26 protein-coding genes are annotated in these 26,809 nt (G+C 43.5%); 2 read left to right on the forward strand and 24 right to left on the reverse strand.

The window, feature by feature from the left end; all coding sequences use genetic code 11:
- Nucleotide 1: 1 nt before the first annotated feature.
- The 19 genes from OTG27_RS14835 to cymR form a co-directional block, all read right to left on the reverse strand.
- Entirely contained in the window at nucleotides 2-1,273 is a 1,272-nt protein-coding gene (locus OTG27_RS14835; protein ID WP_034308621.1) for a peptidase U32 family protein, read from the reverse strand.
- Between the two features lie 32 nt (nucleotides 1,274-1,305).
- Entirely contained in the window at nucleotides 1,306-2,235 is a 930-nt protein-coding gene (locus OTG27_RS14840; protein WP_053535758.1) for a peptidase U32 family protein, read from the reverse strand.
- A complete protein-coding gene (locus OTG27_RS14845) occupies nucleotides 2,222-2,887 on the reverse strand; it encodes an O-methyltransferase (protein ID WP_268937298.1) in 666 nt (221 codons plus the stop codon). The genes OTG27_RS14840 and OTG27_RS14845 overlap by 14 nt, the downstream gene beginning before the upstream one ends.
- A gap of 258 nt (nucleotides 2,888-3,145) precedes the next feature.
- Entirely contained in the window at nucleotides 3,146-4,282 is a 1,137-nt protein-coding gene (gene mltG / locus OTG27_RS14850) for an endolytic transglycosylase MltG (protein WP_374941262.1), read from the reverse strand.
- Nucleotides 4,283-5,410: 1,128 nt separating this feature from the next.
- The gene (locus OTG27_RS14855; protein WP_034308630.1) at nucleotides 5,411-5,701 is read right to left on the reverse strand and encodes a DUF1292 domain-containing protein; all 291 of its coding nucleotides are present in this window, start codon (nucleotides 5,699-5,701) and stop codon (nucleotides 5,411-5,413) included.
- 11 nt (nucleotides 5,702-5,712) lie between these two features.
- Nucleotides 5,713-6,138 carry a Holliday junction resolvase RuvX gene (gene ruvX, locus OTG27_RS14860; RefSeq protein ID WP_034308633.1) on the reverse strand — a complete coding sequence of 142 codons (426 nt, stop codon included), beginning with the start codon at nucleotides 6,136-6,138 and terminating at the stop codon, nucleotides 5,713-5,715.
- A complete protein-coding gene (locus tag OTG27_RS14865; RefSeq protein ID WP_034311358.1) occupies nucleotides 6,138-6,407 on the reverse strand; it encodes an IreB family regulatory phosphoprotein in 270 nt (89 codons plus the stop codon). Before OTG27_RS14865 ends, ruvX begins: the two co-directional genes overlap by 1 nt.
- 65 nt (nucleotides 6,408-6,472) lie before the next feature.
- Nucleotides 6,473-9,109 (reverse strand): alanine--tRNA ligase, encoded by a 2,637-nt coding sequence (gene alaS, locus OTG27_RS14870; RefSeq protein WP_268937300.1) that lies wholly within the window; start codon nucleotides 9,107-9,109, stop codon nucleotides 6,473-6,475.
- Between the two features lie 310 nt (nucleotides 9,110-9,419).
- Nucleotides 9,420-10,496 (reverse strand): AI-2E family transporter, encoded by a 1,077-nt coding sequence (locus OTG27_RS14875; RefSeq protein ID WP_268937301.1) that lies wholly within the window; start codon nucleotides 10,494-10,496, stop codon nucleotides 9,420-9,422.
- Between the two features lie 226 nt (nucleotides 10,497-10,722).
- Nucleotides 10,723-10,938, reverse strand: a complete 216-nt coding sequence (locus OTG27_RS14880) for a hypothetical protein (RefSeq protein ID WP_034311361.1) — start codon at nucleotides 10,936-10,938, stop codon at nucleotides 10,723-10,725.
- Entirely contained in the window at nucleotides 10,928-11,386 is a 459-nt protein-coding gene (locus OTG27_RS14885; RefSeq protein WP_268937302.1) for a PRC-barrel domain-containing protein, read from the reverse strand. Before OTG27_RS14885 ends, OTG27_RS14880 begins: the two co-directional genes overlap by 11 nt.
- A gap of 229 nt (nucleotides 11,387-11,615) precedes the next feature.
- Nucleotides 11,616-11,768, reverse strand: coding sequence for a hypothetical protein (locus OTG27_RS14890; RefSeq protein ID WP_268937303.1), 153 nt, complete (start codon nucleotides 11,766-11,768; stop codon nucleotides 11,616-11,618).
- Complete coding sequence (locus tag OTG27_RS14895) at nucleotides 11,740-12,510, reverse strand: TPM domain-containing protein (RefSeq protein ID WP_268937304.1); 771 nt, start codon at nucleotides 12,508-12,510, stop codon at nucleotides 11,740-11,742. The genes OTG27_RS14890 and OTG27_RS14895 overlap by 29 nt, the downstream gene beginning before the upstream one ends.
- Nucleotides 12,510-13,079: a LemA family protein gene (locus tag OTG27_RS14900; RefSeq protein ID WP_374941263.1), complete on the reverse strand. Its 570-nt coding sequence runs from the start codon at nucleotides 13,077-13,079 to the stop codon at nucleotides 12,510-12,512. Before OTG27_RS14900 ends, OTG27_RS14895 begins: the two co-directional genes overlap by 1 nt.
- Before the next feature lie 82 nt (nucleotides 13,080-13,161).
- Nucleotides 13,162-15,567: an SF1B family DNA helicase RecD2 gene (gene recD2 / locus OTG27_RS14905; protein WP_057276558.1), complete on the reverse strand. Its 2,406-nt coding sequence runs from the start codon at nucleotides 15,565-15,567 to the stop codon at nucleotides 13,162-13,164.
- Nucleotides 15,568-15,603: 36 nt separating this feature from the next.
- Nucleotides 15,604-16,269 carry a tetratricopeptide repeat protein gene (locus OTG27_RS14910; RefSeq protein ID WP_268937306.1) on the reverse strand — a complete coding sequence of 222 codons (666 nt, stop codon included), beginning with the start codon at nucleotides 16,267-16,269 and terminating at the stop codon, nucleotides 15,604-15,606.
- 121 nt (nucleotides 16,270-16,390) lie between these two features.
- The gene (gene mnmA / locus OTG27_RS14915) at nucleotides 16,391-17,506 is read right to left on the reverse strand and encodes a tRNA 2-thiouridine(34) synthase MnmA (protein ID WP_063575623.1); all 1,116 of its coding nucleotides are present in this window, start codon (nucleotides 17,504-17,506) and stop codon (nucleotides 16,391-16,393) included.
- Nucleotides 17,507-17,536: 30 nt separating this feature from the next.
- Nucleotides 17,537-18,682 carry a cysteine desulfurase family protein gene (locus OTG27_RS14920; RefSeq protein WP_268937307.1) on the reverse strand — a complete coding sequence of 382 codons (1,146 nt, stop codon included), beginning with the start codon at nucleotides 18,680-18,682 and terminating at the stop codon, nucleotides 17,537-17,539.
- A gap of 60 nt (nucleotides 18,683-18,742) precedes the next feature.
- Nucleotides 18,743-19,162 (reverse strand): cysteine metabolism transcriptional regulator CymR, encoded by a 420-nt coding sequence (gene cymR / locus OTG27_RS14925; protein ID WP_034308657.1) that lies wholly within the window; start codon nucleotides 19,160-19,162, stop codon nucleotides 18,743-18,745.
- 272 nt (nucleotides 19,163-19,434) lie between these two features.
- Here cymR and OTG27_RS14930 point away from each other — a divergent pair, with 272 nt between their 5' ends.
- Nucleotides 19,435-20,706, forward strand: coding sequence for a replication-associated recombination protein A (locus tag OTG27_RS14930; protein WP_268937308.1), 1,272 nt, complete (start codon nucleotides 19,435-19,437; stop codon nucleotides 20,704-20,706).
- 520 nt (nucleotides 20,707-21,226) lie between these two features.
- On the opposite strand, the gene OTG27_RS14935 is transcribed toward OTG27_RS14930, so the two are convergent.
- Both OTG27_RS14935 and OTG27_RS14940 read right to left on the reverse strand, forming a co-directional pair.
- Nucleotides 21,227-21,601: a hypothetical protein gene (locus tag OTG27_RS14935; RefSeq protein ID WP_268937309.1), complete on the reverse strand. Its 375-nt coding sequence runs from the start codon at nucleotides 21,599-21,601 to the stop codon at nucleotides 21,227-21,229.
- Nucleotides 21,602-21,792: 191 nt separating this feature from the next.
- Nucleotides 21,793-21,999 carry a hypothetical protein gene (locus OTG27_RS14940; protein ID WP_268937310.1) on the reverse strand — a complete coding sequence of 69 codons (207 nt, stop codon included), beginning with the start codon at nucleotides 21,997-21,999 and terminating at the stop codon, nucleotides 21,793-21,795.
- 632 nt (nucleotides 22,000-22,631) lie between these two features.
- Between OTG27_RS14940 and tagU the strand changes: the two genes are divergently transcribed.
- Entirely contained in the window at nucleotides 22,632-23,561 is a 930-nt protein-coding gene (gene tagU / locus OTG27_RS14945; protein WP_268937311.1) for a polyisoprenyl-teichoic acid--peptidoglycan teichoic acid transferase TagU, read from the forward strand.
- 463 nt (nucleotides 23,562-24,024) lie between these two features.
- On the opposite strand, the gene OTG27_RS14950 is transcribed toward tagU, so the two are convergent.
- The 3 genes from OTG27_RS14950 to OTG27_RS14960 form a co-directional block, all read right to left on the reverse strand.
- The gene (locus OTG27_RS14950) at nucleotides 24,025-24,483 is read right to left on the reverse strand and encodes a hypothetical protein (RefSeq protein WP_268937312.1); all 459 of its coding nucleotides are present in this window, start codon (nucleotides 24,481-24,483) and stop codon (nucleotides 24,025-24,027) included.
- 200 nt (nucleotides 24,484-24,683) lie between these two features.
- Nucleotides 24,684-24,815, reverse strand: coding sequence for a YwzD family small protein (locus tag OTG27_RS14955; RefSeq protein ID WP_268937313.1), 132 nt, complete (start codon nucleotides 24,813-24,815; stop codon nucleotides 24,684-24,686).
- Between the two features lie 280 nt (nucleotides 24,816-25,095).
- A protein-coding gene (locus OTG27_RS14960) for an IS3 family transposase (protein ID WP_268937314.1) occupies nucleotides 25,096-26,444 on the reverse strand; the annotation gives its coding sequence in 2 pieces (ribosomal slippage) (nucleotides 25,096-26,000 and nucleotides 26,000-26,444; 1,350 coding nt in all).
- Between the last annotated feature and the right edge of the window lie 365 nt (nucleotides 26,445-26,809).

Genomic DNA, 26,809 nt, shown 5'->3' on the forward strand with positions numbered 1-26,809 from the left:
ATCAATTCTCCTTCCGCATCATATTGTTCACATAAACTCTATTATCTACTTGAATGCGGACAATTTGAAGCGGATGGCGGGCTGCCTCCAGCTCCTTACCTGACTCATCCCAGATCGTACCGATTTTTTGAGTGAAGTTTTCGATTTCCGGTCCAAAAAACTCCACTTCATCCCCAGGCTTGAAGAAATTACGTTGCTGCATGGTGACGATTTTAGTTTCCTCGTTGTAATCAAGCACCAATCCTGCGAAGTCGAAGCGAGTCTTTACGGTATGATTCCCGAACATTTGCTGTTTATACCCAGGAATTTCCCCTTCCATGAACGATGATGCCGTCTCACGGTTCGCACACTTATCAAGCTCTTCCAGCCATTCTTGTTTAATCTTGAAATTGTCGGGATCGGCACAATACGCATCAATCACTTTACGATACACACTGACAACCGTTGCAATATAATGAATCGATTTCATTCTTCCTTCGACTTTTAAGCTGTCTATGCCAATTTCAATCATGCCAGGCAGTGATTCAATCAGCTTCAAGTCTTTTGGACTCATTGCGAATGGAGCATCTTCTTTATCGAATAAAGCCTTTTCCCCATCTTGATCCAACTCATATAAATCATAATCCCAACGGCAAGACTGACAGCAGCCGCCGCGGTTCGAATCACGCGCCGTCATATGGTTCGAAAGGGTGCAGCGTCCAGAATAGGCAATGCACATGGCCCCATGAACGAAAGCCTCGATTTCGATATCGACCTTTTCCTTCATTTCACGGATTTCATCAGCACTCGTCTCACGTGCCAAAACAACACGCTCCAAGCCTTCCTCTTTCCAATACTGAACAGCCTTCCAGTTCGATAGCGATTGCTGTGTGCTTAAATGGATCTCGACTTTCGGAGCGACCCTTTTACAGGTTTCGATGATTAATGGGTCGGCGACGATGATACCATGGACCCCTGCCTCCTGAAGACCTTCCAGATATTCATCAAGACCATCGATATTTTCATTATGTGCGAAGATATTTGTAGTTACATATACTTTGGCACCATATTTATTAGCGAATTCGACGCCTTCCTTCATTTCCTCAAACGTGAAGTTACCGGCATTGGAACGAAGGCCATATTCCTGACCGCCAATGAACACGGCATCCGCGCCGTAATGGACGGCAATTTTTAATTTTTCCAGGTTGCCGGCCGGAGCCAGCAATTCCGGTTTTTTTACAATGACTCTCTTTCCATCAACGATCTTGGAAATTTTATCAGCAATAGCATTCAAGGCTATTCCTCCTCTTTCTCTTACCCTTTTCTTTAATAAACCGATTCTTTAAAGAAGAACCCAGTATCCAACTCACGGTTATCCGGCTGAACCGCTTTGACTTTTTCAAAAAGTTCCGATTTGATATCATCATAGCGGTCAGGGTCTTCAGCACATACGTCAATCGCTTCCCGATATAACCTTGTCATTTCAATTACATATTCCGGAGTTTGCAGTAACCCTTCGATTTTCAGTGAATCAATTTCCGCTTCAATCAATTCCTGAAGTTCATCAATCATGCACATATCATTCGGACTCATGATATGTGTACCATTTTCATCTTCATAAATCGGGTATTTATTTTCGCGTTCCTTATCATGCAAGAACATATTTCTTTGTTCCTTCCGATTTTCCACTTCCAATGCCTTGCCTTGGTATTCAAAGTAATTACCTAGGAGCGTTCGCTTCGATTGGAACATGCATGTCATGCCATGCACTTGCACTTCAATCTCCACTTCGGCATTTTCCTTCATTTCCACGATTTCGTCCAGACTTATCTCACGGGCAGCAACGGCACGGACAGCACCGCGTTTTCCCCAGTAATTACATGTGTACCAGTTCGTTACCGTCATCTCTGTATTCCAGTGCAGGGGCATATCAGGTGCCACGGCACGGACAGCCATCAAGACTGCGGGATCACCGAAAATGATCCGGTCGGCACCAGCCTCTTTAAGGAATGTAACATACCCTTCAAGCTCGTCCACTTTTTCATTATGAAAAATGGCGTTCATGGATACGTACACTTTCTTGCCCGCAGCATGTGCAAGTTCAATTGCCTTCTCTACATCTTCACGATTGAACTCCCCTGCCAGCCTTAGTGCATAACGTTGTTCGCCAATGACAAAGGCATCAGCGCCAGCATCGATGAGTTCTGTTATATGATCGACACTTGTCGGAGTCACGAGTAATTCAGGCTTTTTCATTTTTGTCACCTCTATGTTTACTAATGGCCACACCATCACCAATCGGCAAAATTACAGTATCGAAATGGGGATGGTCATGTAACCAGATGTTAAAGTCTCTGATTTTTTTGATAAGAGCTCGCTTTCTTCTCGTCATTTCCATTTCTTCAATGTTTTCGGCAACCAAGCCTTTGAATAAAACATTGTCAGTAATGATGATGCCAGCATCGGCAAGGAATGGTTCAAACAGTTCAAAGAATCGCTTGTACTGCCCTTTAGCTGCATCAACGAAGATGATATCGAACGGGCCATGCTCCATCACTTTCGGTCCCGCTTCAAGGGCATCCCCTTCAATGAGGGTGATCCTTTCCGACAGTCCCGCCTTCTTGAAGTTATCCCTTGCCTGCTCAATGCGGGCTTCATTCCGTTCAAGTGTGACGATTTCTGCTTCCGGAAGGGTCTCAGCCATCCTTATGGCCGAATAGCCAATTGCCGAACCTACTTCCAATATCGCCTTTGGCTGATGAAGCCTTAAAATCTGAAGCAGCACTTCAATTCCTTCGGGCTCCATGATCGGCACATTATTTTCCATCGCAAAATCTTCCATCTCCTTAAGCAAACCCGTACGCTCCGGAATTAAGGAATGAAGATATTGTTCTATTTTTCCGTTCAAAACGTTTCCTCCATTTATAAGGAAAAACAAAAGCGCTTGGTCAGTAACATGAAAAAATTGATTGAACAATTTCTTCACAAGGAGCTGAAACAAGTATGCTTGACGATCTACATTTCCTTATCTTTCAAAATAAAACCCGGCATTCGCCGAGTTACGTCACCGATAAGAATCGGATCAAAAATTCACTTGTACTATTCTATCATAAAAACAAGGGGAAAGTAATATCTCTCCCCCCTCGGTGTCCTTGCATTTTTTTATTTATTTATTGGAAATATGCTCTGCCTTTTTGTTATTGTGGTCATCCAAGGTCTTGGAGTAAAGGACTTCCCCTTCAGGTGTTGCCAAAAAGTACAGGTAATCCGTTTTCTCAGGCTTCAATACCGCATCGATCGATGTCGTTCCGGCATTTGCAATCGGCCCTGGCGGAAGCCCCTTGTTCTTATACGTATTATAAGGGGATTTCACCTCAAGGTCTTTATAATACACCCTGCTCTTATGTGAACCCTTCGCATACAAAACGGTCGGATCCGTTTGAAGCGGCATATCTTCCTTAATACGATTGTAAAAGACGGAAGCTATCTTTCCGCGATCGACTTGTGCCGTCGCCTCTTCTTCGACAAGCGAAGCGAAGGTCAGCATCTCGTGTACGGAATAATCGTTCTTGTCCATTTGGCCCTCGTAAGCCTGCAAAGTCTCTTCGGTTTTCTTCAGCATCTCGATGACGATCGACTCCAGGGTCGGCTTTTCTTCATAAAAGTCATAAGTAGCTGGGAATAGGTACCCTTCCAGCGGATATAAAACCTTTTCATTTTCAATTTCCGAGGTCAATAGCTGCGGAAATTGCTCTTGCATGGAATTAATGAACTTCTTATCATTCAATTTCTTGAAGACCTTTTTCGGATCTTCACCCGTCTTCCCCGCGATGATATCGGCAATTTGGATTAGCTGCTTCCCTTCAGGAATCGTTATCTTCATTGCCGCCTCCTTCATGAGTTTTCCGGTTTTGATGCTTGTGACAATATCTTCAATCGGCATCGAAGGTGATAATTTATACTCCCCTGCCTGAAAACCGGATTCATTTCGGAATTTAATATAATATTTGAATACGCGTGCGTCCTTGATTATCCCCTGCTCTTCAAGCAGCGTTGAAATTCCGTTAACGGATGAACCGATCGGGATTTTCACTTTCTTGATGGTGTCATCATCCGGATCGACTGGTTTCATGGCTGAGTTGATATATAAAAAGCCCACAAGACCAACTATCCCGATTAGTAAAATAAGCGAAGCGATCGTAATCATGATGATTTTACGAACCAGCTTGGCTTCTCCTTGCTGTTCTAACAATTTCATTCGGATATGTTCCTTTTTAGATAGATTTTTATCTTTTTCATCCATGTTCATTCCCCCTGCAAACTCACACCAACTACAGATTGGTTTCTAGATGATGCTTTTCTCTAATTAATCTTTGCTTCGAACATTATACTAAAATCAACAAATAATTACATGTTTTTTGCAAAACTACATTCATCAATACTCTATTTATGGCAAAAATGCACTAGTTTTGTCAATATACAGGTATTATTTAATAGGAAAATGGTGATATCTTTGTCTACAGTTTTTTTGAGGGCATATTGATTTCCGCTCCAGGCATTCCCTTTGACGCGTTTTTCCCGCAGAGACCCCCTACCTTACTCCCCAATCAACTATTAACTTAGAAACCATACTCGAGGAGTTGATGGTGCTGCTTGGGGTCAGTTGATTCGGGAACATCATTTAATGAAAGATATGTTTCCGAACTCCTTTTGCCCACAGTCTTTTAATGGCTTGTACAATTTAGACGTTGATTTACGCTCCAGGGACTCGCTTTCCGCGGGCGGTCCGCCCTCGGCGCTTTTGCGCCTGTGGGGTCTCCCTTGGACACGTATTCCCGCAGGAATCTCGCCCCTTCCGTTCCAATCAACTTTGTTTTAATTATTTACTCAGCTTAAAAATTTGTTCCCTGCATGTATTAGGCATTTCAAGAAATAGCAGGAATATTCATATAGGAACGCCATGATGATTTGAGGAAAAGGAAAGGTGTGAAGGAGTTGGATCAGTATTATTTTGTAGGTTGGGGGACATTGGCACTCATAAACGCCGGACTTGCTCAAGGAAAAAATAGAACGGCGCTGAACTGGTTCTTGCTATCATTATTTTTGGGTCCGTTCGCTACTTTTATGCTTTTATTCGCAAAGAAAAGATAAGGGGTTACTGGTACAAAAATGAAAAAACGATCTTCATGTCCACAGTTTATTATGGGTTTGTACAATTTGAACGTGATTTCCACTCCAGGTACTCGCTTTCCGCGGGCGGTCTCGGGAGCCTCCTCGGCTTTCGCCTGCGGGGTCTCCTTAGACACGCTTTTCCCGCAGGAGTCTCGCACTTCCGCTCCAATCAGCCTAAAATAGTTTCGTTTTAAAAACAACAATCTTTACGAAAAGAGCAAAAAAAAAAAACCGACCTTTAGGGGCCGGTTTTTTTCTTTTATTCTTCTTCCGCTTCTTCTTGGTCAAGGAATGTATTTAACATTTCTTCGACAAGATCCCACTCTTCTTCTGTTTCGATCGGTGTAAGTTCACCATCTTTATTATCTTCGCTCGGTACAAATGATGAAGCGTGGATTTCAATTTCTTCCTCTTCATCTTCTGCAGACATCGGATAGTAAAGTACATAAGATTTGTTGAATTTATCTGAGTCGAATGTGAAAAGGATTTCGCATAGCTGCTCGTTTCCGTTTTCATCTACTACTGTAATGTTGTTTTCGCCGTGTTCCATTTGTATTCACCTCATATTGAATTTGTTTGTCTGTCCAAGAATCCTTGCAGAATCATGACAGCTGCCATTTTATCAATGACTTTCTTGCGTTTGCTTCGGCTTACGTCCGCCTCAAGAAGGACACGTTCAGCCGCCATAGTTGTCAACCGTTCATCCCAGAGAAACACCGGCAGCTTGAATTTGTTTTCTAATCGTTTAGCGAAATCTTGGCTGATCTCGCCTCGCGGTCCAACAGTCCCATTCATGTTCTTAGGCAAACCGAGGACAATTTTAGAAACATCATGCTCTTTTATTATTTCATTGAGGCGTTTAAAGCCGAAGTCATTTCCAGCTTCGTTAATTTTGATCGTTTCCAATCCTTGTGCAGTCCAGCCCATCGCGTCGCTCAGGGCGACGCCGATGGTTTTTGAACCTAAATCAAGTCCCATTGTGCGCATTAGTATTCCTCTCGATGGTTCTTAAGATACGATTTAACCAATTCTTCGATGATTTCATCGCGTTCAAGCTTACGAATAATGTTTCGAGCATCCATATGGCGCGGGATGTAGGCCGGGTCACCAGATAATAGATAACCGACAATCTGGTTTATCGGGTTATAACCTTTTTCCTGAAGTGCAACATACACTTGAGACAATACTTCTTGTACATCTCTTTCGAATGGTTCTTCGGGAAAATTAAATTTCATCGTTTTATCAAAGGAACTCATTAACATGCACCTCTCCTCAGCGTCCAAATCCACTATTACCTACATTGTACAACACTTTCCATTGATTATGAAATCGATAAGACCCATTCTTCAACAAAATTAAGTGCTGCATCCAATTTCTCAGGGTCTTTTCCGCCGGCTTGAGCCATATCTGGACGTCCGCCACCGCCACCGCCGCAACGGGAAGCAACTTCTTTCACCAATTTACCAGCATGGAAACCGCGGTCGATGTAATCCTTGGTCACCCCGGCAATCAAATTGACTTTATCGCCTTGGGCCGAGCCTAATACGATAATGACAGAATCGAGCTTTTGTTTCAAATCATCCGCCATGGCACGCAGATTATTCATGTCGGTAGCTTGAACCTTCGCCACCAATACTTGAACACCATTTACGTCTTTTACGTTAGAAACAAGACTGCTTGCTTCAATATTACTTAATTTTGCAGTAAGGCTTTCATTCTCGCGATGAAGATCCTTCACTTCAGCCAGTACCGTTTCGATTCTTGAAGGTACGTCTTTCAAGTTCGTTTTCAATTTTGCAGCCGCGTCTTTCAGAACACCGATTTGATCGGTCATCAATTTGTACGCCCCGGCACCCGTTACCGCTTCTATACGGCGAGTTCCTGCACCGATGCCGCTTTCGGAAACGATTTTGAACAAGCCGATCACCGCTGTATTCGGAACGTGGACACCGCCGCAAAGTTCCAAGCTGTAATCGCCTATTTGAACGACACGTACAATCTTGCCGTATTTTTCGCCGAACAAGGCCATTGCGCCCATAGCCTTGGCTTCTTCGATGTTTTTATAGTCCGTATTCACTTGTAAGCTTTGCCAAATCTTTTCATTTACAATCGTTTCGATTTGTTCAATCTCTTCCGCCGTTATCTGGCCAAAATGAGAGAAATCGAAGCGAAGGCGCTCAGCCTGTACGAGTGAACCCGCTTGGTTGACATGTGTACCAAGCACATCTTTCAACGCCTGATGCAAAAGGTGCGTCGCTGTATGGTTTTTCGTGATATGGATGCGATTTTCTTGATTTACCGCAGCAACGATATGGGAATCTGCTGTTAACGTACCGGCAGTAACTGTTACACGGTGCAGATTTTGGCCATTAGGAGCTTTTTGGACATCCAGGACATCGACCTTCACCGATTCACTGGCCATCGTTCCTATATCGGCTATTTGTCCGCCGCTTTCCGCGTAGAAAGGAGTCTTGTCCAATATCACTTGAACTTCTTCTCCTTCTTGTGCCTCCGTTACAAGCTCGCCATTTTGTATGATGGCAGCAACTTTGGCTTCGACAGCAACTTGATCATATCCGACAAATTCACTTTTAACTTTAATATCGCCCAATACCCCGCCTTGGATTTGCATGGAATCAACATCTTGACGCGCTGAACGGGCACGTTCACGCTGTGCATCCATCTCTTTTTCAAATCCAGCTTGATCGACCGTCATGCCTTCTTCTTCTGCATATTCTTCCGTTAACTCAATCGGGAAGCCATATGTGTCATATAAACGGAATGCATCGCTGCCCGGAATGGTCGTATTGCCTTTTTCCTTTTCCTTTTTAATGACCTCAGAAAGGATGGACAGTCCATCATTCAGGGTTTCATGGAAGCGTTCCTCTTCATTTTTGATTACTTTTGCAATGAATTCTTTATTCTTGAGGACTTCAGGATAGAAGTCTTTCATGATTTCACCGACGACCGTCACAAGCTCGAACATGAATGGTCGGTTGATGTTGATTTGCTTAGCATATCGAACCGCTCTGCGAAGTAAACGGCGCAATACATAACCGCGGCCTTCGTTGGATGGAAGAGCCCCGTCACCAACTGCAAAGGCTACCGTACGAATATGGTCGGCTATGACTTTGAATGCCACATCTTTTTCTGAATCAACACCATATTTCACATCGGATATCTCTTCGACTGCGCGGATGATTGGCATGAATAAATCTGTATCATAGTTCGTCGCCACATCTTGAACGACGGAAGCCATACGCTCAAGGCCCATCCCTGTATCGATATTTTTCTTTGGAAGCGGTGTGTAAGAACCGTCCGGATTATGGTTGAATTGAGAAAATACAAGATTCCATACTTCCAGATGACGTTCATTTTCCCCGCCTGGATATAGTTCCGGATCATTCGGATCATCGCCATATGCTGGTCCGCGGTCATAGAAAATCTCCGTATTCGGACCGCTTGGACCTTCCCCGATATCCCAGAAGTTTTCTTCCAGGCGAATGATCCTTTCAGCAGGAACACCGATTTTCTTATTCCAAAGCTCGAATGCTTCATCATCTTCAGGATGGATCGTCACAGCCAATTTATCTTTATCGAACCCAATCCATTTTTCATCGGTCAAAAATTCCCATGCCCATGTAATGGCTTCTTCTTTGAAATATTCACCAATGGAGAAGTTTCCGAGCATTTCGAAAAACGTATGATGACGTGCCGTTTTTCCCACGTTTTCGATATCGTTTGTACGGATCGCCTTTTGAGCATTCGTAATCCTTGGATTTTCAGGAATCACCCGTCCATCAAAATATTTCTTTAACGTCGCCACCCCGGAATTGATCCAAAGCAATGATGGATCTTCATGAGGAACCAATGACGCACTTGGTTCGATGTTATGTCCTTTTTCACTAAAAAAGTCTAAATACATTTGGCGGATTTGAGCACCAGTTAAATACTTCATATATATATCCTCCTTTTAAAAATTATGTAATTTTGAGCACGCAAAAAACCCCCATCCCAAAAACAGGGACGAGAGTTGACTCGCGGTACCACCCTGATTATGGACGCAGGAATTGATCCCAGGCCCATCACCTTCATAAAAGCCTTAACGCGGCGTGACGGCAGGTATTAGCTGCTCTCAGGACTAGCTTTCTGCTGCTCTTCACCTGGCAGTCCCTTTCAGCCTGGGGGACCCCTCTCTTTAGATGGACTTCAGCATACTTCATCCTTCAACGAATTATCTTATGTTATGGATTATATTCACAAGACTTTTATTTGTCAATAAGGGGCGGCTTCTTTCTAAAGTGAACGCGGGCATGAAGTACAAAAACTTTCAACACAGCCAAGATGGGAATCGAAACGACCATGCCGAAGATACCGCCTATTTCGCCTCCGGCCAATAATGCAAGCATGATGAACAGCGGATGCATATGAAGGCTTTTACCGACTATTAGCGGCGACAGGATATTTCCTTCAAGAAATTGAAGGACAAGCACGATGACCGCGATGATCAACACCATTTTTATTGACATTGTCGCGGCGATGACCACAGCAGGAATGGCCCCAATAATCGGTCCGAAATACGGAATGACATTCGTTATTCCGATTATCGCCCCCAAAAGAAGCGGATATTTCATTCCGGCTATCCAGAAGAGCAGCGAGGAAATCAAGCCGATCACGACACAGACGATGATTTGTCCGCGGATATAGCCGCCAAGCGACGCATCGACATCACGAACGAATGCCCGTCCCTGATTGCGCCATTTTTTCGGGGTCATATACCATGCCATTTTTTTTAAAACGGTGAAATCTTTCAGGATATAAAAAGCAATGAATGGAATCAACGCAATCAGGACGATGAAATCAATCATCTTCATGGCATACTCCATCGCCTTTTCCGGTATACGCTTCAGCCAGCCTTCGAAAAGGGTGACACCCTCTTCGAATCTTTCATGAATTCCGAACGGCCAGGCCGCCGTTTGATGATTGAGCTTATCAATCCTGCCCCGGTACTGTTCAACCAGTTCCGGCACGCTTTCCGACAGCTCGCGAACCTGGCTGACCATGACTGGAATCCCTTTATAAACGGCAAAACCGATCCCCCCGAAAAACAACAAATAGATGATCGTGATCGAAAGCCAGCGACGCATCCCTTTCTCATTTAAATATTCCACTACAGGGTGCAGCAAGTAACTGATGAACGCACCGACCAAAAAGGGCAGCAGCACCGTCACACATACAGTAACGGCAGGTCCCCACATGGGCTTAAGTTTCATAAAAATATAGATGACGAAAAATAAGAGCAATAAAAAACCCAGGCGATAAAACCACTTTAGCCGAATACTCACAATAAACACCCCCCGCTCATTTATTCTTCGAAAGGCGGAAGGTTTTCATACATAAAAAAGAGTGCCCTCATTATCAGGACACCCATTCCTGCTATAATAATGACTTTAATCTTTTGCGTATTTTCTTCATGTTCCGTTTGATCATCTTCGAGTTCATCAAGTCCGAACCCATATTCATTAGAGTATTGCGTGAACGTCTAGCCATTGCAAACACCTCTTCCGTTATTTACATACCGAAGCGGCGGTCATTTTCCTCAAACAAATCGTCCAATGAGCTTAAACTTCCATCTTCCTCGACTTGGTGCGTATTGATGAGCCCTTCGGACAGAGTCATTTCAATAAAGCAATTCCAACAATAATATTGATTTACGCCAATCTTCCCAACATCTTTACTGCGGCAATTCGGACATTTAATTTCCAAAATGGACACCTCACTGTTCATAAACTGAAACAATGATGGTATCCTTCCCTAATGCAGGCGGCTGTTTTGATTCTATCACTGTCGACTCCGAGAAAAACCCATCCGTTGTTTCATACGCTATAATCGTGCCCATTTTTTCCTTGAAATATACATCCTGCAGTAAACCAAGTTCTTCGCCCATTTCTGAAAACAGCATGCGTCCCAATACTTCGTCCTTCGATAGGCAAATGGAATCCGCAGGCACTTTCCTTAAGGTTGAATCTTGGCGGCTGATGACGATCCCATCTGGACCGAATGAAGAAATATCGTCAAGTTTCAAATGAAAAGCTCTTTTGAACAATGCTTGCTGATGAACGACCAAGCCCGTTACCTGTCCCATTTCGGAAATTGATAAATCGTGGACCGTGCCGATTCTTTCTCCTTTGATTGTGAAAACCGGCATTCCTTTCAATAAAGAAAACGTCCGCAAGGTCATCCCGCCTTTCCGAACATTTTTATTATCTCTTTACTACTGAAAATAGATGTGCTGAAAGGTTTTCCATTGTTGGTCCGACACATGGGCCATACATAAAAAAAGGCTGTTTTCACATACTTTGTTGCTATTTACCAGGTAGTGAGTTGTGGTTGATTTCCCCTCCAGATGCTCGCTTTCCTTGGTGCGGGCGGTGAGCCTCCTCGGCGTAAACGCCTGTGGGGTCTTACCTGTCCCGCTGCTCACGCAGGAGTCTCGCACTTTCGCTCCAATCAACCTTAAATAGTTTCGTTTTAAAAACAACAATCTTTACGAAAAAAAAGACCGGTTTCCCGGTCAGATCCACTGCTTTACCAGCCCCTGCTTGCACCTCCGCCACCGGAACTTCCTCCGCCGCCGCCCCGTGGACCGCCGCTTCCGCCTCCACGGCCGCCGCCGCCGCGACTTATGAATATCAAAAGGATATTGATTAGCGTTTGAAGGAAAAACCCTTTAAAGAACTTGGCATCGAGGATGAATACGATGATGACGACGATGATAATGAGGAAAATCTGTAAACCTGATGGCTGAAAGGTTTCTGACTCGGGCTGAACGGAGAGATCTTGATAAAACTCGTCACCCAGGTTGTATTCTTTCGTGACGTCATTATATACAGCCTTATAGGTCTCCGTCAGGGCAACATCATATTTACCCTCTTTCAGCGCGGGGATAGCCACATCATCCAAAATCTGTCCAGATTTTATATCGGTGATAGCCCCTTCCAAACCGTACCCCACTTCAATACGGATTTTCTGTTCTTCCATGGCCAGCACGATGAGGACTCCATTGTTCAGCTCGGCATCACCAAGCTTGAATAATCTTAATGCCTCGACCGAGTACTCCTCGATCTCGGATCCTTCCATCGAATCAACCGTCAAAACGGAAATTTGTGCTTTTGTGGCATCATCCAATCGTTTCCCAAGTTCGATGAGTTCCGATTTTTCCTGATCATCCAGGACTCCGGCGAAGTCCTGAACATATATATCCCCCACTGGTTCAGGAATGTTAGGTTGTGCTGCGGCCACGTTTGCTAAACTGAACGTGAGAATGAAGAATAGCGCAAACACAGCGAGTTTTTTCATTATTTACCGCTCCCGAAATCAACCTTTGGCGTTTCTTTTTCTTGATCGGTCACTTCAAAATATGGTTTGGCATCGAACCCGAACGCTCCTGCCATCATATTCTTCGGAAAGCGTTTAATCATCTTATTATAGTTGGTAACTTCATCATTATAGTCTTTTCGTGCTACCGTCAGCCGATTTTCCGTGCCTTCCAAACTATCCATGAGACCCTTAAAGTTCTCATTGGCCTTTAAGTCCGGATAGTTCTCGACAACAACCAAAAGACGGCTCAAGGCCCCGCTCAATTCTTGATCGGCATCAATTGCATCTTCGGTCGAATTGGCACCTGCCAGCTTCGCGCGTGCATCACTCACCGCTTTAATGGCTTCCGTTTCATGAGCGGCATAACCCTTCACCGTTTCAACAAGATTCGGAATCAAATCCGCTCTCCGTTTTAATTGGTTATCCACCTGTGACCATTTATTATCGACATCTTCACTGGCACTAACAAGTCCGTTGTACGAAGATGCGCCATAAATGACCAGTAAAACGACAACGACTATCCCGATTATCCAACCTTTTTTCATCAAATCCCCCCTGCTTATATATAAGTTATATCCTTATTAGTTCCACCAAAACCATGAATTTTAAACAAAATCAATCAAAAAGAACCTACATAAAATCATATGGCGTGACATTCTCCATCCCGATCATCGGGTCAGCATGCATAAGAATATCAAGATAACTTGCCTCTTGATGCACCTCTCCCTTTTCAACCGGCATCTCTTCTTCACTCAAGATCTCCCGCAGCTTTTCACGCAAAGTCGTTTTCCGGCGCATCTCATCATTACGCTCGATCCCTAAACGGAATGCATCTTCTTCACCACATAGGATCAAGAAATTTTTACTGCGGGTAATCGCCGTATACAATAAATTACGGCGGAGCATCCGGTAATAACTTTTCACTACAGGTAAAATGACGATGGGGAATTCGCTTCCCTGCGACTTATGGATGGAGCAGCAATAGGCATGTGTGATCTGGTTCAAATCCTGCTTCGTGTAAGTCACTTCGATGCCTTCGAACGATATGATCACTTTATCGACAGAATCGGTATTTTCTTTAGCGAACAATATGGACACAATTTCCCCCATATCGCCATTAAAGACACCCTCTTCCGGCTGGTTCACCAGTTGTAGCACCTTATCTCCGGTTCTATATATCACATCGCCGAATTTTATTTCCCGCCGCTTTTCATTCGCATTGCTATTGAACACTTCCTGAAGCATTTTATTCAGTGCATCAATTCCGGCAGGCCCTCTATACATGGGGGCCAGCACCTGTATATCTTTGGCCGTGAAGCCTTTCGTCCTCGCATTGGCAACCACTTTCTCAATCACTTGGGGGATTTGATTCGTTTGGCAGCGAATGAACGATCGATCTTCCTGCTGTTTCGTGACATCATCCGGAAGCCTTCCTTTTTTGATTTCATGGGCCAATTCAATGATCGATGACCCATCAGCTTGACGATATATATGTTCGAGACTGACAGTCGGTACACAATTTGATGCAAGCAAATCCTTTAAAACCTGCCCAGGGCCAACAGATGGTAGCTGATCTTCATCACCAACCAATATCACCTGGACATTTTCCGGCAGAGCTTTAAACAATTGATGGGCCAGCCACGTATCCACCATCGAAACCTCATCGATGATCACGATACGGCCATCCAGCTGATTATCCTCATCATGGGAAAAGCCTTCACTCCCGTTCCACCCAAGCAAACGGTGGATCGTGACTGCGGGGAGCCCCGTCGACTCGGCCATGCGTTTCGCTGCACGGCCAGTAGGAGCCGCAAGTACGAATGGAAAGGGATCGCTTCCTTCTTTTTTATAATCGTTAATGTCCATGGATACACCATGCAGCTCTGCATATAGCTCAACGATGCCTTTGATGACTGTCGTCTTACCGGTACCAGGTCCCCCAGTCAAGATTAACATCGGCGATTGCAGGGCTGTCTGGATCGCTTCCTTTTGGGCCGGGGCATAGGAAACATCCAGCCGCTCTTCCAGCTCCCCAAGTGCCAGCAAGAACTCCGATTCGGGGAACTGGTCCTCATACTCGGTTTGAGCAAGCAGCCGCTTGATGTTCATCACGATTCCCTTTTCCGAATAGAATAGCGAAGGCGGATAAATTCGTTGATCCTCGACAACGATTTTCCCCTCTTGCGTCAATTCGATTATTTCCGAGGAAATGTTGGTGAACTCAATGCGATCCCGTTTATTTTCCTCCAACAGCCGTTTGACCGCTTCCAAAAGCTGCTCGGCTTCTATGTAAATATTTCCGTCCTGGAGGCATTGGGATTCAAGCGTATACAAGCACGCAGCCTTGATTCGGTCGGGGTGGCTGCCGGAAATGCCCAGCTGATGCCCAAGCTCATCCGCCCGTCCAAACCCAATCCCTTCAATATCCTCTACGAGCTTATACGGATTACCCTGAACCATCGTGATCGTATCCTGCTTATACATTTGATAGATTTTCATCGACAGCTGCGGACCGAAGCCATATTGATTCAAGGCGATCATCACCTGCTCCAGACCTTGATGCTCGACTAATGTATCATAGAGGCCTTTTGCCTTTTCCCCTGATAGCTTCGGGATATCATCAAGCAGCGAAGGCTGAGCCAGTATTTTTGAAATGGCCTTATCACCCAGTGTCTCAACAATGCTTTCGGCTGTTTTTTTCCCAATGCCCTTGAAAAGGTCACCTGATAAATAACTGACGATGCCTTCCTTGGATTGAGGCAGATCCTTGCGAAAATGCTCTACATGGAATTGAAGGCCAAAACGCGGATGTTCCTTCATGGCCCCATAAAAAATATAGATCTCATCCTCATGCATCCTTGGAAAATAACCTGTTACGACCGCTTCCTTCTCTTCATATTCCAGATTCGTTTCATGCACACGAATTCTAACAACCGAGTACATATTTTCTTCATTATGAAAGATCGTCACTAAATGACTGCCTTTCATGAACTTTTTCTCTTCTGAAAACAAATCCAACGAATCTTGCTGGCTCAACTCTTCTCCCCACCTTTCCATGCATATGCTTTTTATTTACTCAGCATTCATTTCTTCCATCAGTTTCTTACCGTGCGCAGCAAGCATATGGTCAGGCTGTGCTTCCAAAGCCTTATCAAAATAAACCATCGCGGATTTCGCATCCTCACGATACCCTGCAAACGCAACACCTAAATTATAATAAGCATCCGCATGGCCCGGATCCTGTTCCACAACTTTATTCAGTTGATCGATCAATTCATCATACAATTCCGCATTAGCAAGACATAACGCATATTGGAATCTTGCATCAACATCCTCAGGGCTCAGCTCCACCGTTCTCTGCAGATAAGGCATCGCCAATTTCGGTTGATCCAATGCCATCAATGTCAATCCAAGCATGAAGTAAGCATCGCTGTTATCCAGTCCCAGACGGATGGCCTTTTCAAACATATCCTTCGCTTCGACCAGTTTAGAATCGGATTCATAATATAAGTTTCCTAATGAATAGTACGCCGCTGCTGCATTTTCATCCAGCTCGATCGCCTTTTTGTAAAACTTGACCGCTTTATCCGTTTCACCAACGGCAGTCAATACATTCCCAAAGTTTATGTAAGCAACAGGCTCATTCGGGTTTTCCTCGATCGCCTCATTAAAAACTTTCGCCGCTTCTTCGTATTTCCCTTGCTGCATAAATTCAATACCTTGTTGATTCTTATCCATATCCATTCACACTCCATTTTTATATTAAAAAGTATAGCATAAGCCAGTGGTCGAATTCAGGCGGTCACCCGCAATCCAAAAGAAGTCCCCAACCGCAAACACAGCTGGGGACATGATTATTTTACCCTACGTAAGTCAGTTTTTCACCTTTTTTAAATACTTCATCAATCGTACCGCCGCCAAGGCACACTTCACCATCATAGAAGACGACTGCTTGTCCAGGTGTGATCGCACGGACTGGCTCGTCAAAGATGACTTCGACATCACCATTGTCCAAGACCTTCACCTTAACACCGCTATCGTCCTGACGGTACCTGAATTTTGCCGTACATGTGAATTCATCGGCAGGCGCATGTTCCGCTACCCAGCTGACATTCACTGCACGAAGGGAATTGGAATACAGCACATCATTATCAAAGCCTTGACACACATACAGTACATTGCGCTTCAAGTCTTTTCCCGCAACAAACCAAGGATCGCCGCTGCCGCCAATTCCCAGACCGTGACGCTGTCCGATCGTGTAATACATCAATCCGTCATGCTTGCCCATTACCTTGCCATCCATCGTGACCATATCACCCGGCTGAGCTGGGAGGTAATTGCTTAAAAACTCTTTGAAATTGCGTTCACCGATAAAACAGATCCCTGTAGAATCTTTTTTCGTTGCCGTGGCAAGACCCGCTTCTTTCGCAATTTCACGGACTTCCTTCTTATCAATGTGTCCAAGCGGAAACATGACTTTTTCCAACTGTTCTTGAGTAAGCTGGTTCAAGAAGTACGTTTGATCTTTATTATTATCGATACCGCGCAGCATTTTGTATTCGCCATCCCGGTATTCAACCTGTGCGTAATGACCTGTAGCCACATAGTCGGCACCAAGGCTTACCGCATGTTCAAGAAAAGCCTTGAACTTGATTTCCTTATTGCACATTACATCCGGATTCGGGGTACGGCCCGCTTTATACTCATCCAGGAAATAAGTGAAAACTTTATCCCAATACTGCTTCTCGAAATTGACCGCATAATAAGGGATGCCGATTTGATTACAAACGGCAATTACATCATTGTAATCTTCCGTTGCCGTACAGACTCCGTTTTCATCTGTATCATCCCAGTTCTTCATGAAAATCCCGACCACATCATAGCCTTGATTCTTCAATAGCAGGGCTGACACAGAAGAATCCACGCCTCCTGACATACCCACGACGACGCGGGTGTCCTGTGGTGCTTTTCTCATTCTGTCACCTCATTTATTTTAAAGTAAGAATTATCTTCTCACTAATCTATTAACGATTTTAACGGTGGTTTCTGCCGCCTGCCTTACTTCCTCTTCCGTGTTGTTCAGACCGAAGCTGAAACGGATCGAATTCTTCGTCCGCTCCGAATCTTTCCCGAACATCGCCACAAGCACATGCGACGGATCGATTGACCCGGCCGTACAAGCGGATCCGCTCGATACAGCAACACCTGCCAAGTCCATATTTACGAGCATCGATTCCACATTCGTACCCGGAAAACTAACATTCAGCAAATGCGGCAGCGACTGATCCATGGATCCGTTAATTTCATATTGTACATCCGCCTCATCAAAGACGGCAAGCAATACGTCTTTGAAGCGCTTGTATTGCTCCTTTTTCTTTTCCATCGTGCTCTGTGCAATTGAAACAGCTTCTGAAAAACCGGCAATTGCCGGCACACTCTCCGTACCAGCACGGCGCTTGCGTTCTTGCTCCCCGCCATATAAATGCGGATTCAGCTTCAACCCTTCACGAATATAAAGAAAGCCGATTCCCTTGGGACCGTTGATTTTATGCGCGGATACACTCAGTAAATCCACACCCAGCTCACGAACGTCGATAGAGATCAAACCATATGCCTGGACCGCATCCGTATGGAAAACGGCTTGGTGACCCTTGAGCACCTGCCCTATTTCAGAAATCGGCTGGATTGTACCCACCTCATTATTGCCGAACATGACCGAAACCAAAATCGTGTCGTCCCTCAATGCCGCCTTTAAATCGGCAATTGAAATAAGCCCCGCCTCATTCACAGGTAAATATGTGACCTCAAAGCCAGACTTCTCAAGGTGTTGGCAAGTATGCAAGACCGCATGATGCTCAATCTCCGTCGTAATGATGTGCTTCCCTTGTTCTTTATAAGCATTCGCAACACCAATGATCGCCGTATTATCAGCCTCGGTTCCGCCGCTCGTGAAAATGATTTCATTCCGCCCGGCACCGATGCTCGCTGCAATACTCGAACGCGCCTCATCCAAAACATGGCGCGCCTCCCGTCCGAAAGCATGAATGCTCGACGGATTTCCGAAATCATTGCTCATGACCCTCATCATCACATCGATCACATTCGGATGCATCGGTGAAGTCGCAGCATGATCTAAATATATTCTGTCCACTTTTTTGTCGCCTCCATTAAAAAACGCAAGCGCCTACATAATAGGCGCATTGCTGATCAATTAAATATAGTACATATAAGAATCGATTTCACCCGTATCCTTGTAGCTCGCCAAATCCATAAGCGTCGTATTATCCAATACATCCTTCACGGCATCGCGAATCCTGATCCAAAGCTGACGCTTCACCGGCTCTTCATCCTCGATTCCCTCAACAGGCGTAATCGGCCCTTCCAATACACGAATGACATCACCTGAAGTAATCTCCTGAGGATCTTTGGACAGGACATACCCGCCATATGCACCGCGGACACTCTTCACCAACCCCGCATTACGAAGCGGCGCAATCAACTGCTCCAAATAATGCTCCGACAAATTATGCGTCTGGGCAATCGATTTCAAACTCTTCGGGCCTTCTCCATAATGTTTAGCAAGCTCGATCATGATCGTCAAACCATAACGGCCTTTAGTAGATATCTTCATACATATACACCTCAAATTATTTATCCGTTTCTAAATTCTTTTGAAATTATAGCATATTCCCGCCGGAATTGCATTCACCCGCCCTTCCTTTGTCAAATTATCCTAATTGGAGAGGTAGGATAAGTGGAAATAAAGAATGAAATGTAAACCGTTCGAGGGGCATGATCGAATTATTCGAGACTGCCCTATGGGAAATCACCCTCTTTTTATAGCATAATCAGCGCATTTCCCCCATCAGTTGTGATACCTTATATAAAAAGGAGAGGTGCGCAATGAATATTAAACCGCTTGCTTTCCGGATGCGGCCTCGATCGATTGATGAGATCATCGGGCAGGAGCATCTGGTCGGTGAAGGAAAAATTATCGCAAGGATGGTCAAGGCCAAACAGCTTTCTTCCATGATCCTGTATGGTCCCCCGGGAATTGGCAAGACATCGATCGCAAGTGCGATTGCCGGAAGCACGAAGTTTGCGTTCCGGACGCTGAACGCAGTGACCAATAATAAAAAGGATATGGAAATCGTGGCAGCCGAAGCTAAAATGTCCGGTAAAGTGATTCTGCTGCTTGATGAGGTTCATCGGCTCGATAAGGCGAAGCAGGATTTCCTATTGCCTTATCTTGAAAACGGGATGATCACCCTTATCGGTGCAACGACCAGCAATCCCTATCATGCCATCAATCCGGCCATCAGAAGCCGGTGCCAGATTTTCGAGCTCAAATCATTGGTAACCGAGGATATAACCAAAGCGCTGGAACGGGCACTTCATGATGAAGAGCGGGGACTTGGTGCATATGAAACCGAGGTCAGCTTTGATGCCCTTACCCATTTCGCGACTGCTTCGAATGGAGATGTCCGCAGTGCCCTTAACGCACTTGAGCTCGCCGTCATTTCCACAGAACCCGATGAATCCGGAAGCATTCATATAGATCTGCAAATTGCCGAGGAATGCATGCAGAAAAAAAGCTTCTCCCATGACAAGGATGGAGATGCCCATTATGATGTCCTGTCCGCTTTCCAAAAATCAATTCGCGGCAGTGATGTGAATGCCGCCCTTCATTATTTGGGTCGCTTAGTCGAAGCCGGCGATCTTGTAAGCATCGCCCGCCGTTTGGTAGTCATCGCTTACGAAGACATAGCTCTTGCCAATCCCCAGGCTGGCCCCAGGGCCCTCGCTGCAGTCGAAGCCGCTGAACGACTCGGTTTTCCTGAAGCCCGGATCCCACTTGCCAACTCAGTGATCGAGTTATGCCTATCACCTAAATCGAACACGGCCATTGTCGCAATCGATGCAGCCCTATCAGACATTCGCAGCGGCCATAGCGGCGATGTACCAGATCACCTTAAGGATGCCCATTACAAAGGGGCCACAGAACTCGGCCGCGGCATCGACTACCTATATCCTCATGACTACGAGAATGGCTGGGTGAAGCAGCAATACTTACCGGACAAACTTCGCAGCAAAAAATATTACAAACCGAAAAAGAGCGGGAAATTTGAACAAGCACTTGCCTCGGTCTATGAAAATATCGAGAAAAAGAAATAACTCCGGATCACTTCAAATCCGGAGTTTTTTTATTGAAAACTTTCAACATGCCTATGTTGACAAAACTGCCTCCCCATTGTTCATTCATCATCTCAATGATGCCATCTTTCACCGCACTGATCATCCCACTAATCTAACGGACGCAAACTAAATTGAGCACGGACCAGTTTTTTGGTTTGTAAACAAAAAGTGTACATTCCACTTCTATTAAAATCCCTACTGCACGAATTTCCCAAAGAGATCCAATTCAATATATTGACCATTATCCCGCAAAAAACCACCAGTAAACCATTATGTTTTAATCATCCATAGGCAATATGTACAATTGTCAGCCAAACACTCCGGCTAGGTCCTTTCCTAAGAAACCGATTAAAACTAAATTCCCTTTGAATTGCCTTGCTTGGCGAACTTTTCCCGTATCTAGTAAATGGATTACAATCCTAGCGTCAATTATGAGTCTAGCGGCATGTCCTTTTACAAAAGAAGGCACAACAACTCTTTGGTTGCTGTACCTGTATGGTCAATCTTCGTCTTTATAGATACCCTTCGATGCTTTAATCATATTTTCCAGCCACATTTTCTTAAATACATTCACACGACGAGGAGTGCCATTTTCCTCTCCCTCAGCTGAATTTTCAGTTTCTTCTTCTGCAGCCTCGGAAAGGATTTCATTTGAACTGCTTTCATCTGATGAACTTTCCGTTGAACTGCTTTCATCTGATGAGCTTTCCGTTGAACTGCTTTCATCTGATGAGCTTTCCGTTGAGCTGCTTTCATCTGATGAACTTTCCGGTGAATCACTTTCGTACGATGAGCTTTCCGCTGAATCACTTTCGTACGATGAGCTTTCCGTTGAACTACTTTCGTACGATGAACTTTCAGTTGTATATTCCATTTATTCTTTAACCTCCAAAATTTATTTATCCTCTAGGGATATCCGTACTGCATATATATGTTCCTACTTTCTAATAGGGACTTTGCTTATCACCCATTTTTAAGTAAATCTCCGTTCTAATTTAACTAGTTGTTAAATCTGATTAGCTTTCAGTTGAACTACTTTCATCATCTGATTGGCTTTCCGTTAAATCACCCTCGTCTGATGAGCACACTCTCGTACGATGAGCTTTCTGCTGAATCACTCTCGTACGATGAGCTTTCCGCTGAATCACTCTCGTACGATGAGCTTTCCGCTGAATCACATTCGTAAGATGAGCTTTCCTCTGAATCACATTCGTATGATGAGCTTTCCTCTGAATCACTTTCGTATGATGAACTTTCAGTTGAAAATTCCATTTGTGCTTAGCCTCCGAGACTTATTTATTCTTTAAGGATATCCGTATTGCATATATATGCGCCTTCTTTCTTTGAGGGACTTTGCTTATCACCCATTTTGAAGGAACACTCTCCATCCATTTTGACTGGTCCAATTCATTAGATTCATAGTTTTTCTCATTCCAAACAAAAAAAGTAACCTCGGACTCTTTTCCGAAGCTACTTTATTATTCCTTCATATTAGCTATGATGTCCTTTTAGCCAACCGATCACTGATTTCCCACTAGATTCTCGAAGCCCCTCGACACTTTCCTTAGAGATGATCTCGCCATCCTTAATCAGAATGACTTATCCATTGGCCCCTACCCCATAAATCTTCCCCGCTTCGAATATCAAGTCCAGTAAAGCTTGCTGTAAAATCATGATTACCCAAGTGTAAACACTAGGCCAAATTGCACAACTAATAACCAAATAAGTGTAGATTTTCCAATCAGCCACTCCTTTAGCATTAAACCTTTAAATGAAGAATTGTTTTAGTTGAGTTACACCAAAATATGTCAAAGGTATTATAAAATAGTAAAATATACTATTCTTTTACTATGAAATTAAATATAATAGATGAAGTGGTTACAAAAAGAGGAAGGAAGTAAACTATGAGACATGAAAAAAAGAAAAAAAAGAAACGGACATGGCTGAAGGTAGTCGGGATAATTGTCCTACTTTTTATACTAGCTGGGGGAGCCTTTGCCTACTCCGTATGGAATTCACTGACAAAAACCGTTGACACGATGCATACACCAATAGACCGTACTACGGATAAACGAACGAAAGACCTTGCACTGTCAGATCAAGAGCCATTCTCGATGCTCATGCTTGGTGTCGATGAACGTGATGGCGACAAAGGCCGTTCAGATACAATGATTGTCTTGACAGTCAATCCACAAAAGAAATCGGTCAAGATGCTAAGCATTCCGCGTGATACACGGACCGAGATCGTCGGTCATGGAACACAGGATAAAATCAACCATGCATTTGCCTTCGGCGGCGCGAAAATGTCCATGGATACCGTTGAGAACTTCCTGGATATTCCAATCGACTATTATATGAAGATCAATATGGAAGGCTTTAAGGATATCGTTGACGTAGTCGGCGGCGTGACCGTTCAAAACGATTTGGACTTCACATCCGATGGCATTCATTTTGCAAAAGGTACGCATACCCTTAACGGGAAAGAAGCCCTTGCCTATTCAAGAATGAGACATGATGATCCTAGTGGTGATTTCGGCCGCCAATCCAGACAACGTGCCATCATCGAGGCTGTAATCAAGGAAGGCGCTAGCCTTTCATCATTGACGAAATACGATGAAGTCTTCGCTGCACTCGGTAATAATATCCAGACGAATTTGACGTTTGATGACATGATGGACATCCAAAAGAACTACAGGGACGCAAGCAAAAGCATTACCCAATCGTCCATAAATGGAAACGGAACGAAAATCGACGGCATCTACTATTATATTGTGTCAGATGAAGAAAAAGAAAAGGTTCAATCCGAATTAAAAGAACAATTATCCATAAAATAAGAAAAAATGAAAAAGCTGTCCGGACCCGCATCCTGACAGCTTTTTCATTTTCCCCGTCCAATATTCTGACAAAAAACGAACACCAAATGTAGAGATTTGTTGGAATTTTTGTTGTTTATTAGGCATGAAAAGACGGTATAATCTAATATGAGCTGACAATCCCATCTTCCCCTTGCCCCTTTCATCACTTGACACAATTATTCTTTGGACCCGGAATTCCATCAACCGTCATTCATCAACTATAATAAATGATCCTAAACAAAAGGAGTGGATTTAAATGAAAATCAAAGCAGGCAGCTGGGCTATGCTAAGCAAACAGGACAAAATGTTTATTCTGAAAGCCATCAGTGACCGTTCAAGAATGAAATATGTTTCATGAGAAGTAGATCTTTTCGGCATTATATGAGAGCAGCGCCTCTCCCTTTTCAATAAAACGAACTTGAGCCTGAAAAAGGAGAGGAATCTATTCAAATTGATAATCCCATAACAAACGCCATTCGCCTTTTTCTTTGACGACATAACAATTTTGTTCCAAAGTAAACACCCCAAAGCGAGAATTGAAGACCTGTGTAACCGGAATTTCATAGGCCGTTTTATGCTGCCTTCCATCCTTATTCAGCCTCCGGTTCTTCACTTTCTTTGGACGGCCTACATCATACTGAAAGGTTTCCACATCCATATGCTGTAAAAATACATGTGACCGATTTTGCACATAATCTGCCCGATTCGGAAACCGCTGCTTCATTTCAGAACTTAACAATTCCCAGGACTTCCCGAACTCCGCTTCACTTTCATACTCATAGAAATCTTCAACCACGCTTTTTGATCCGTTGGGAAAAAGAAAAATGATACAGGATCCTACAGCTAAAACCACGAGAATAGCCGTCAATACTCCTATTGGAATCTTACTGAGTCTCCTCACCCTCATCACCCTCACAGGTTATCATTCATTTATATATATAAGGGAAAACGATAAAAAAGAAGCATGTTATTAAACATGCTTCTTAAGTATATGTATCAAAAATGATTTCTTAGATTCATTGACGCCTCCTCCATCGATAAAAGAAAAGAAGATGACCATCGCCCATGAAACGAGCAAAATGTTGAATATGTTTCTACGGATCATATACTATCAGGTTGTTCAATGATCCCGCTTAATTTCTCCTTAATCTCTTCCACAAGTTCATTTACAGTAACATCTTGTCCAGACTCACCCTTGGCAAAAGTGTCTTTTATAATATCAAAAAAATCCATGCGAAATTTCCACTCCAATATATAATTGAGCCACCATTTCATACTGTTGCTAAATTTTTTTCAAAAATAAGGAATATAGCTCATGTATTTGATAATCACATATAAAGCGGGAATTGGCAAGCAGAAACTAGTTTAAAAACCAAAAATTTACCCAATTTTAACATTTCTGAAATATCCCTTAGGAATGAATACTAGTAAGTTATAGGTAGATAGTTTGGGTATAAAAAACAAAAAAGGACCGATTCTGAAGTGAACCCAAAAAGTTAGACACTTTATTTACTTAGGCAGCCTTTAGGGCATGAACCCGGTAATCTACCGGGCTCATGCCTTTTAATTTTACCTTGATTCGTTGATGATTATAGTAATGGATATATTCTTCTAGTTCTTGTTTGAAATGCTCCATGCTTTCAAATTCTTGAAGATAGAGTAATTCGGATTTTAATAAGCCAAAGAAGTTTTCAATGACCGCATTATCGAGACAATTTCCTTTGCGGGACATGCTTTGTGTAATGTTATGTTTTTTCAAGTCATGCGAGTATTGTTTCATCTGATAATGCCAGCCCTGATCTGAATGGAGAATGGGTGAATCTTTCGATTCCAAGCGATCAAAGGCATTATCCAGCATTTTGGAAACGAGCGGATAAACAGGCCGAGATTCGATATTATAGGCGATGATTTCACCATTAAACAGGTCAAGAATGGCTGATAAGTATAGTTTCTCCCCAGCTAGTTGGAATTCCGTGACGTCTGTTACCCATTTTTCATTGGACTTTGCCGCCTTGAAATCACGTGCTAGAATGTTGGGCGCAATCTTGCCGATGTTCCCTTTGTACGAACGGTATTTCTTCATGCGAACCAATGACTTCAATCCTAGTTCATTCATCAATCGGAGAACTGTTTTATGATTGATGCGAGCACCTCGGTTACGTAATTCTAGGGTGATACGCCGATACCCATAACGCCCTTTATGCGTATGGAAAATCTCTTTGATAAGGGATTTAATTTCTGTGTATTTATCCTCACGCCCGAAGGCGTTTACCCAATAATAGTACGTACTCCGTGCCATTTTAGAAATGGATAGAAGCAGATTTAAATCAAATTGTTTCCTTAGTTCATGGACTACTTTCGCTTTTTCTTTCTTTGTAAGGCTTCCTTTTCTTGAACTAAGGCATTCAACTTTTTTAGATAGGCATTCTCTGCACGTAAGTATTCTAATTCGGCAAGAAGTGCTTCTTGAGAGCCATTAGCTGGCGATTTTTTCTTAGTTTCTTTTTTCATGGATAGACGCCCCTTTTTCTTTGGTTTAAGGGCGTCTATACCTCCTTCCTTAAACTGATTTGCCCAATTCAAAAGTGTAGAATCGGAAGGAAGGTTATAGTGTACAGCGGTCTCGTTGATCGATGCCCCATATTCGTTCATATATTTAAGTACCTCTAGTTTAAAGGGCAGAGTGTAATTTGTATAGGATGAAACAAGTCCTTCCATCCCATGTTTTAGATAGCGAGCGACCCATCTTTTCAGAGGGGATAAACCTACATTTCTTTCTTGAGCAATGGATTTATAGGATTTTTTCCCTTCTAAGTACTCTAAAACTGCATTTGATTTTTCGTCTATCGAATATTTAGTCAAAAAAACTGCACCTCCAATTGTTAGATGTTGTCTAACAATTGGGGTGCAGTTCATTCCTCAGCCCCTTCGATAACACAAATTATGCTTGTCCCATTAAATAAGTCATTAATGATATCAAAACTAAAATAATTGTAAAATAAGTGCCAATAAAAATTTTCTTACTTCTCTGTTTCTTTTCATAAACTTCCTCGAACGTAATGAATTTGTTTTTTGTCATCAAATAGTCTCCTTTTACTTTGATGGCAGCTATCAGACATCGCCACTTGCGAAGTCCCTTTGCTTGATCCCTATAGTATAGTATCGGCACATAACCAAATACTTTTAGGTATTATTAACTATTTTTTATAGGCTATATTTCTTGAATC

Origin of the sequence: Peribacillus sp. AS_2 (assembly GCF_026891895.1) — a bacterium.
In the GTDB taxonomy this organism is placed as follows: Bacteria; Bacillota; Bacilli; order Bacillales; family DSM-1321; genus Peribacillus; species Peribacillus frigoritolerans.

Coding starts and splice junctions, on each gene's coding strand:
- mnmA (WP_063575623.1), bottom strand. CDS start 17,506: ATGAGAAAAGCACCACAGGACACCCGCGTCGTCGTGGGTATGTCAGGA.
- cymR (WP_034308657.1), bottom strand. CDS start 19,162: ATGAAGATATCTACTAAAGGCCGTTATGGTTTGACGATCATGATCGAG.
- OTG27_RS14865 (WP_034311358.1), bottom strand. CDS start 6,407: ATGAGTTCCTTTGATAAAACGATGAAATTTAATTTTCCCGAAGAACCA.
- OTG27_RS14855 (WP_034308630.1), bottom strand. CDS start 5,701: ATGGAACACGGCGAAAACAACATTACAGTAGTAGATGAAAACGGAAAC.
- OTG27_RS14935 (WP_268937309.1), bottom strand. CDS start 21,601: ATGGAATATACAACTGAAAGTTCATCGTACGAAAGTAGTTCAACGGAA.
- OTG27_RS14955 (WP_268937313.1), bottom strand. CDS start 24,815: ATGGATTTTTTTGATATTATAAAAGACACTTTTGCCAAGGGTGAGTCT.
- ruvX (WP_034308633.1), bottom strand. CDS start 6,138: ATGCGCACAATGGGACTTGATTTAGGTTCAAAAACCATCGGCGTCGCC.
- alaS (WP_268937300.1), bottom strand. CDS start 9,109: ATGAAGTATTTAACTGGTGCTCAAATCCGCCAAATGTATTTAGACTTT.
- OTG27_RS14840 (WP_053535758.1), bottom strand. CDS start 2,235: ATGAAAAAGCCTGAATTACTCGTGACTCCGACAAGTGTCGATCATATA.
- OTG27_RS14910 (WP_268937306.1), bottom strand. CDS start 16,269: ATGGATAAGAATCAACAAGGTATTGAATTTATGCAGCAAGGGAAATAC.
- OTG27_RS14880 (WP_034311361.1), bottom strand. CDS start 10,938: ATGAACAGTGAGGTGTCCATTTTGGAAATTAAATGTCCGAATTGCCGC.
- OTG27_RS14930 (WP_268937308.1), top strand. CDS start 19,435: ATGAATATTAAACCGCTTGCTTTCCGGATGCGGCCTCGATCGATTGAT.
- OTG27_RS14940 (WP_268937310.1), bottom strand. CDS start 21,999: ATGGAATTTTCAACTGAAAGTTCATCATACGAAAGTGATTCAGAGGAA.
- tagU (WP_268937311.1), top strand. CDS start 22,632: ATGAGACATGAAAAAAAGAAAAAAAAGAAACGGACATGGCTGAAGGTA.
- OTG27_RS14895 (WP_268937304.1), bottom strand. CDS start 12,510: ATGAAAAAACTCGCTGTGTTTGCGCTATTCTTCATTCTCACGTTCAGT.
- mltG (WP_374941262.1), bottom strand. CDS start 4,282: ATGGATGAAAAAGATAAAAATCTATCTAAAAAGGAACATATCCGAATG.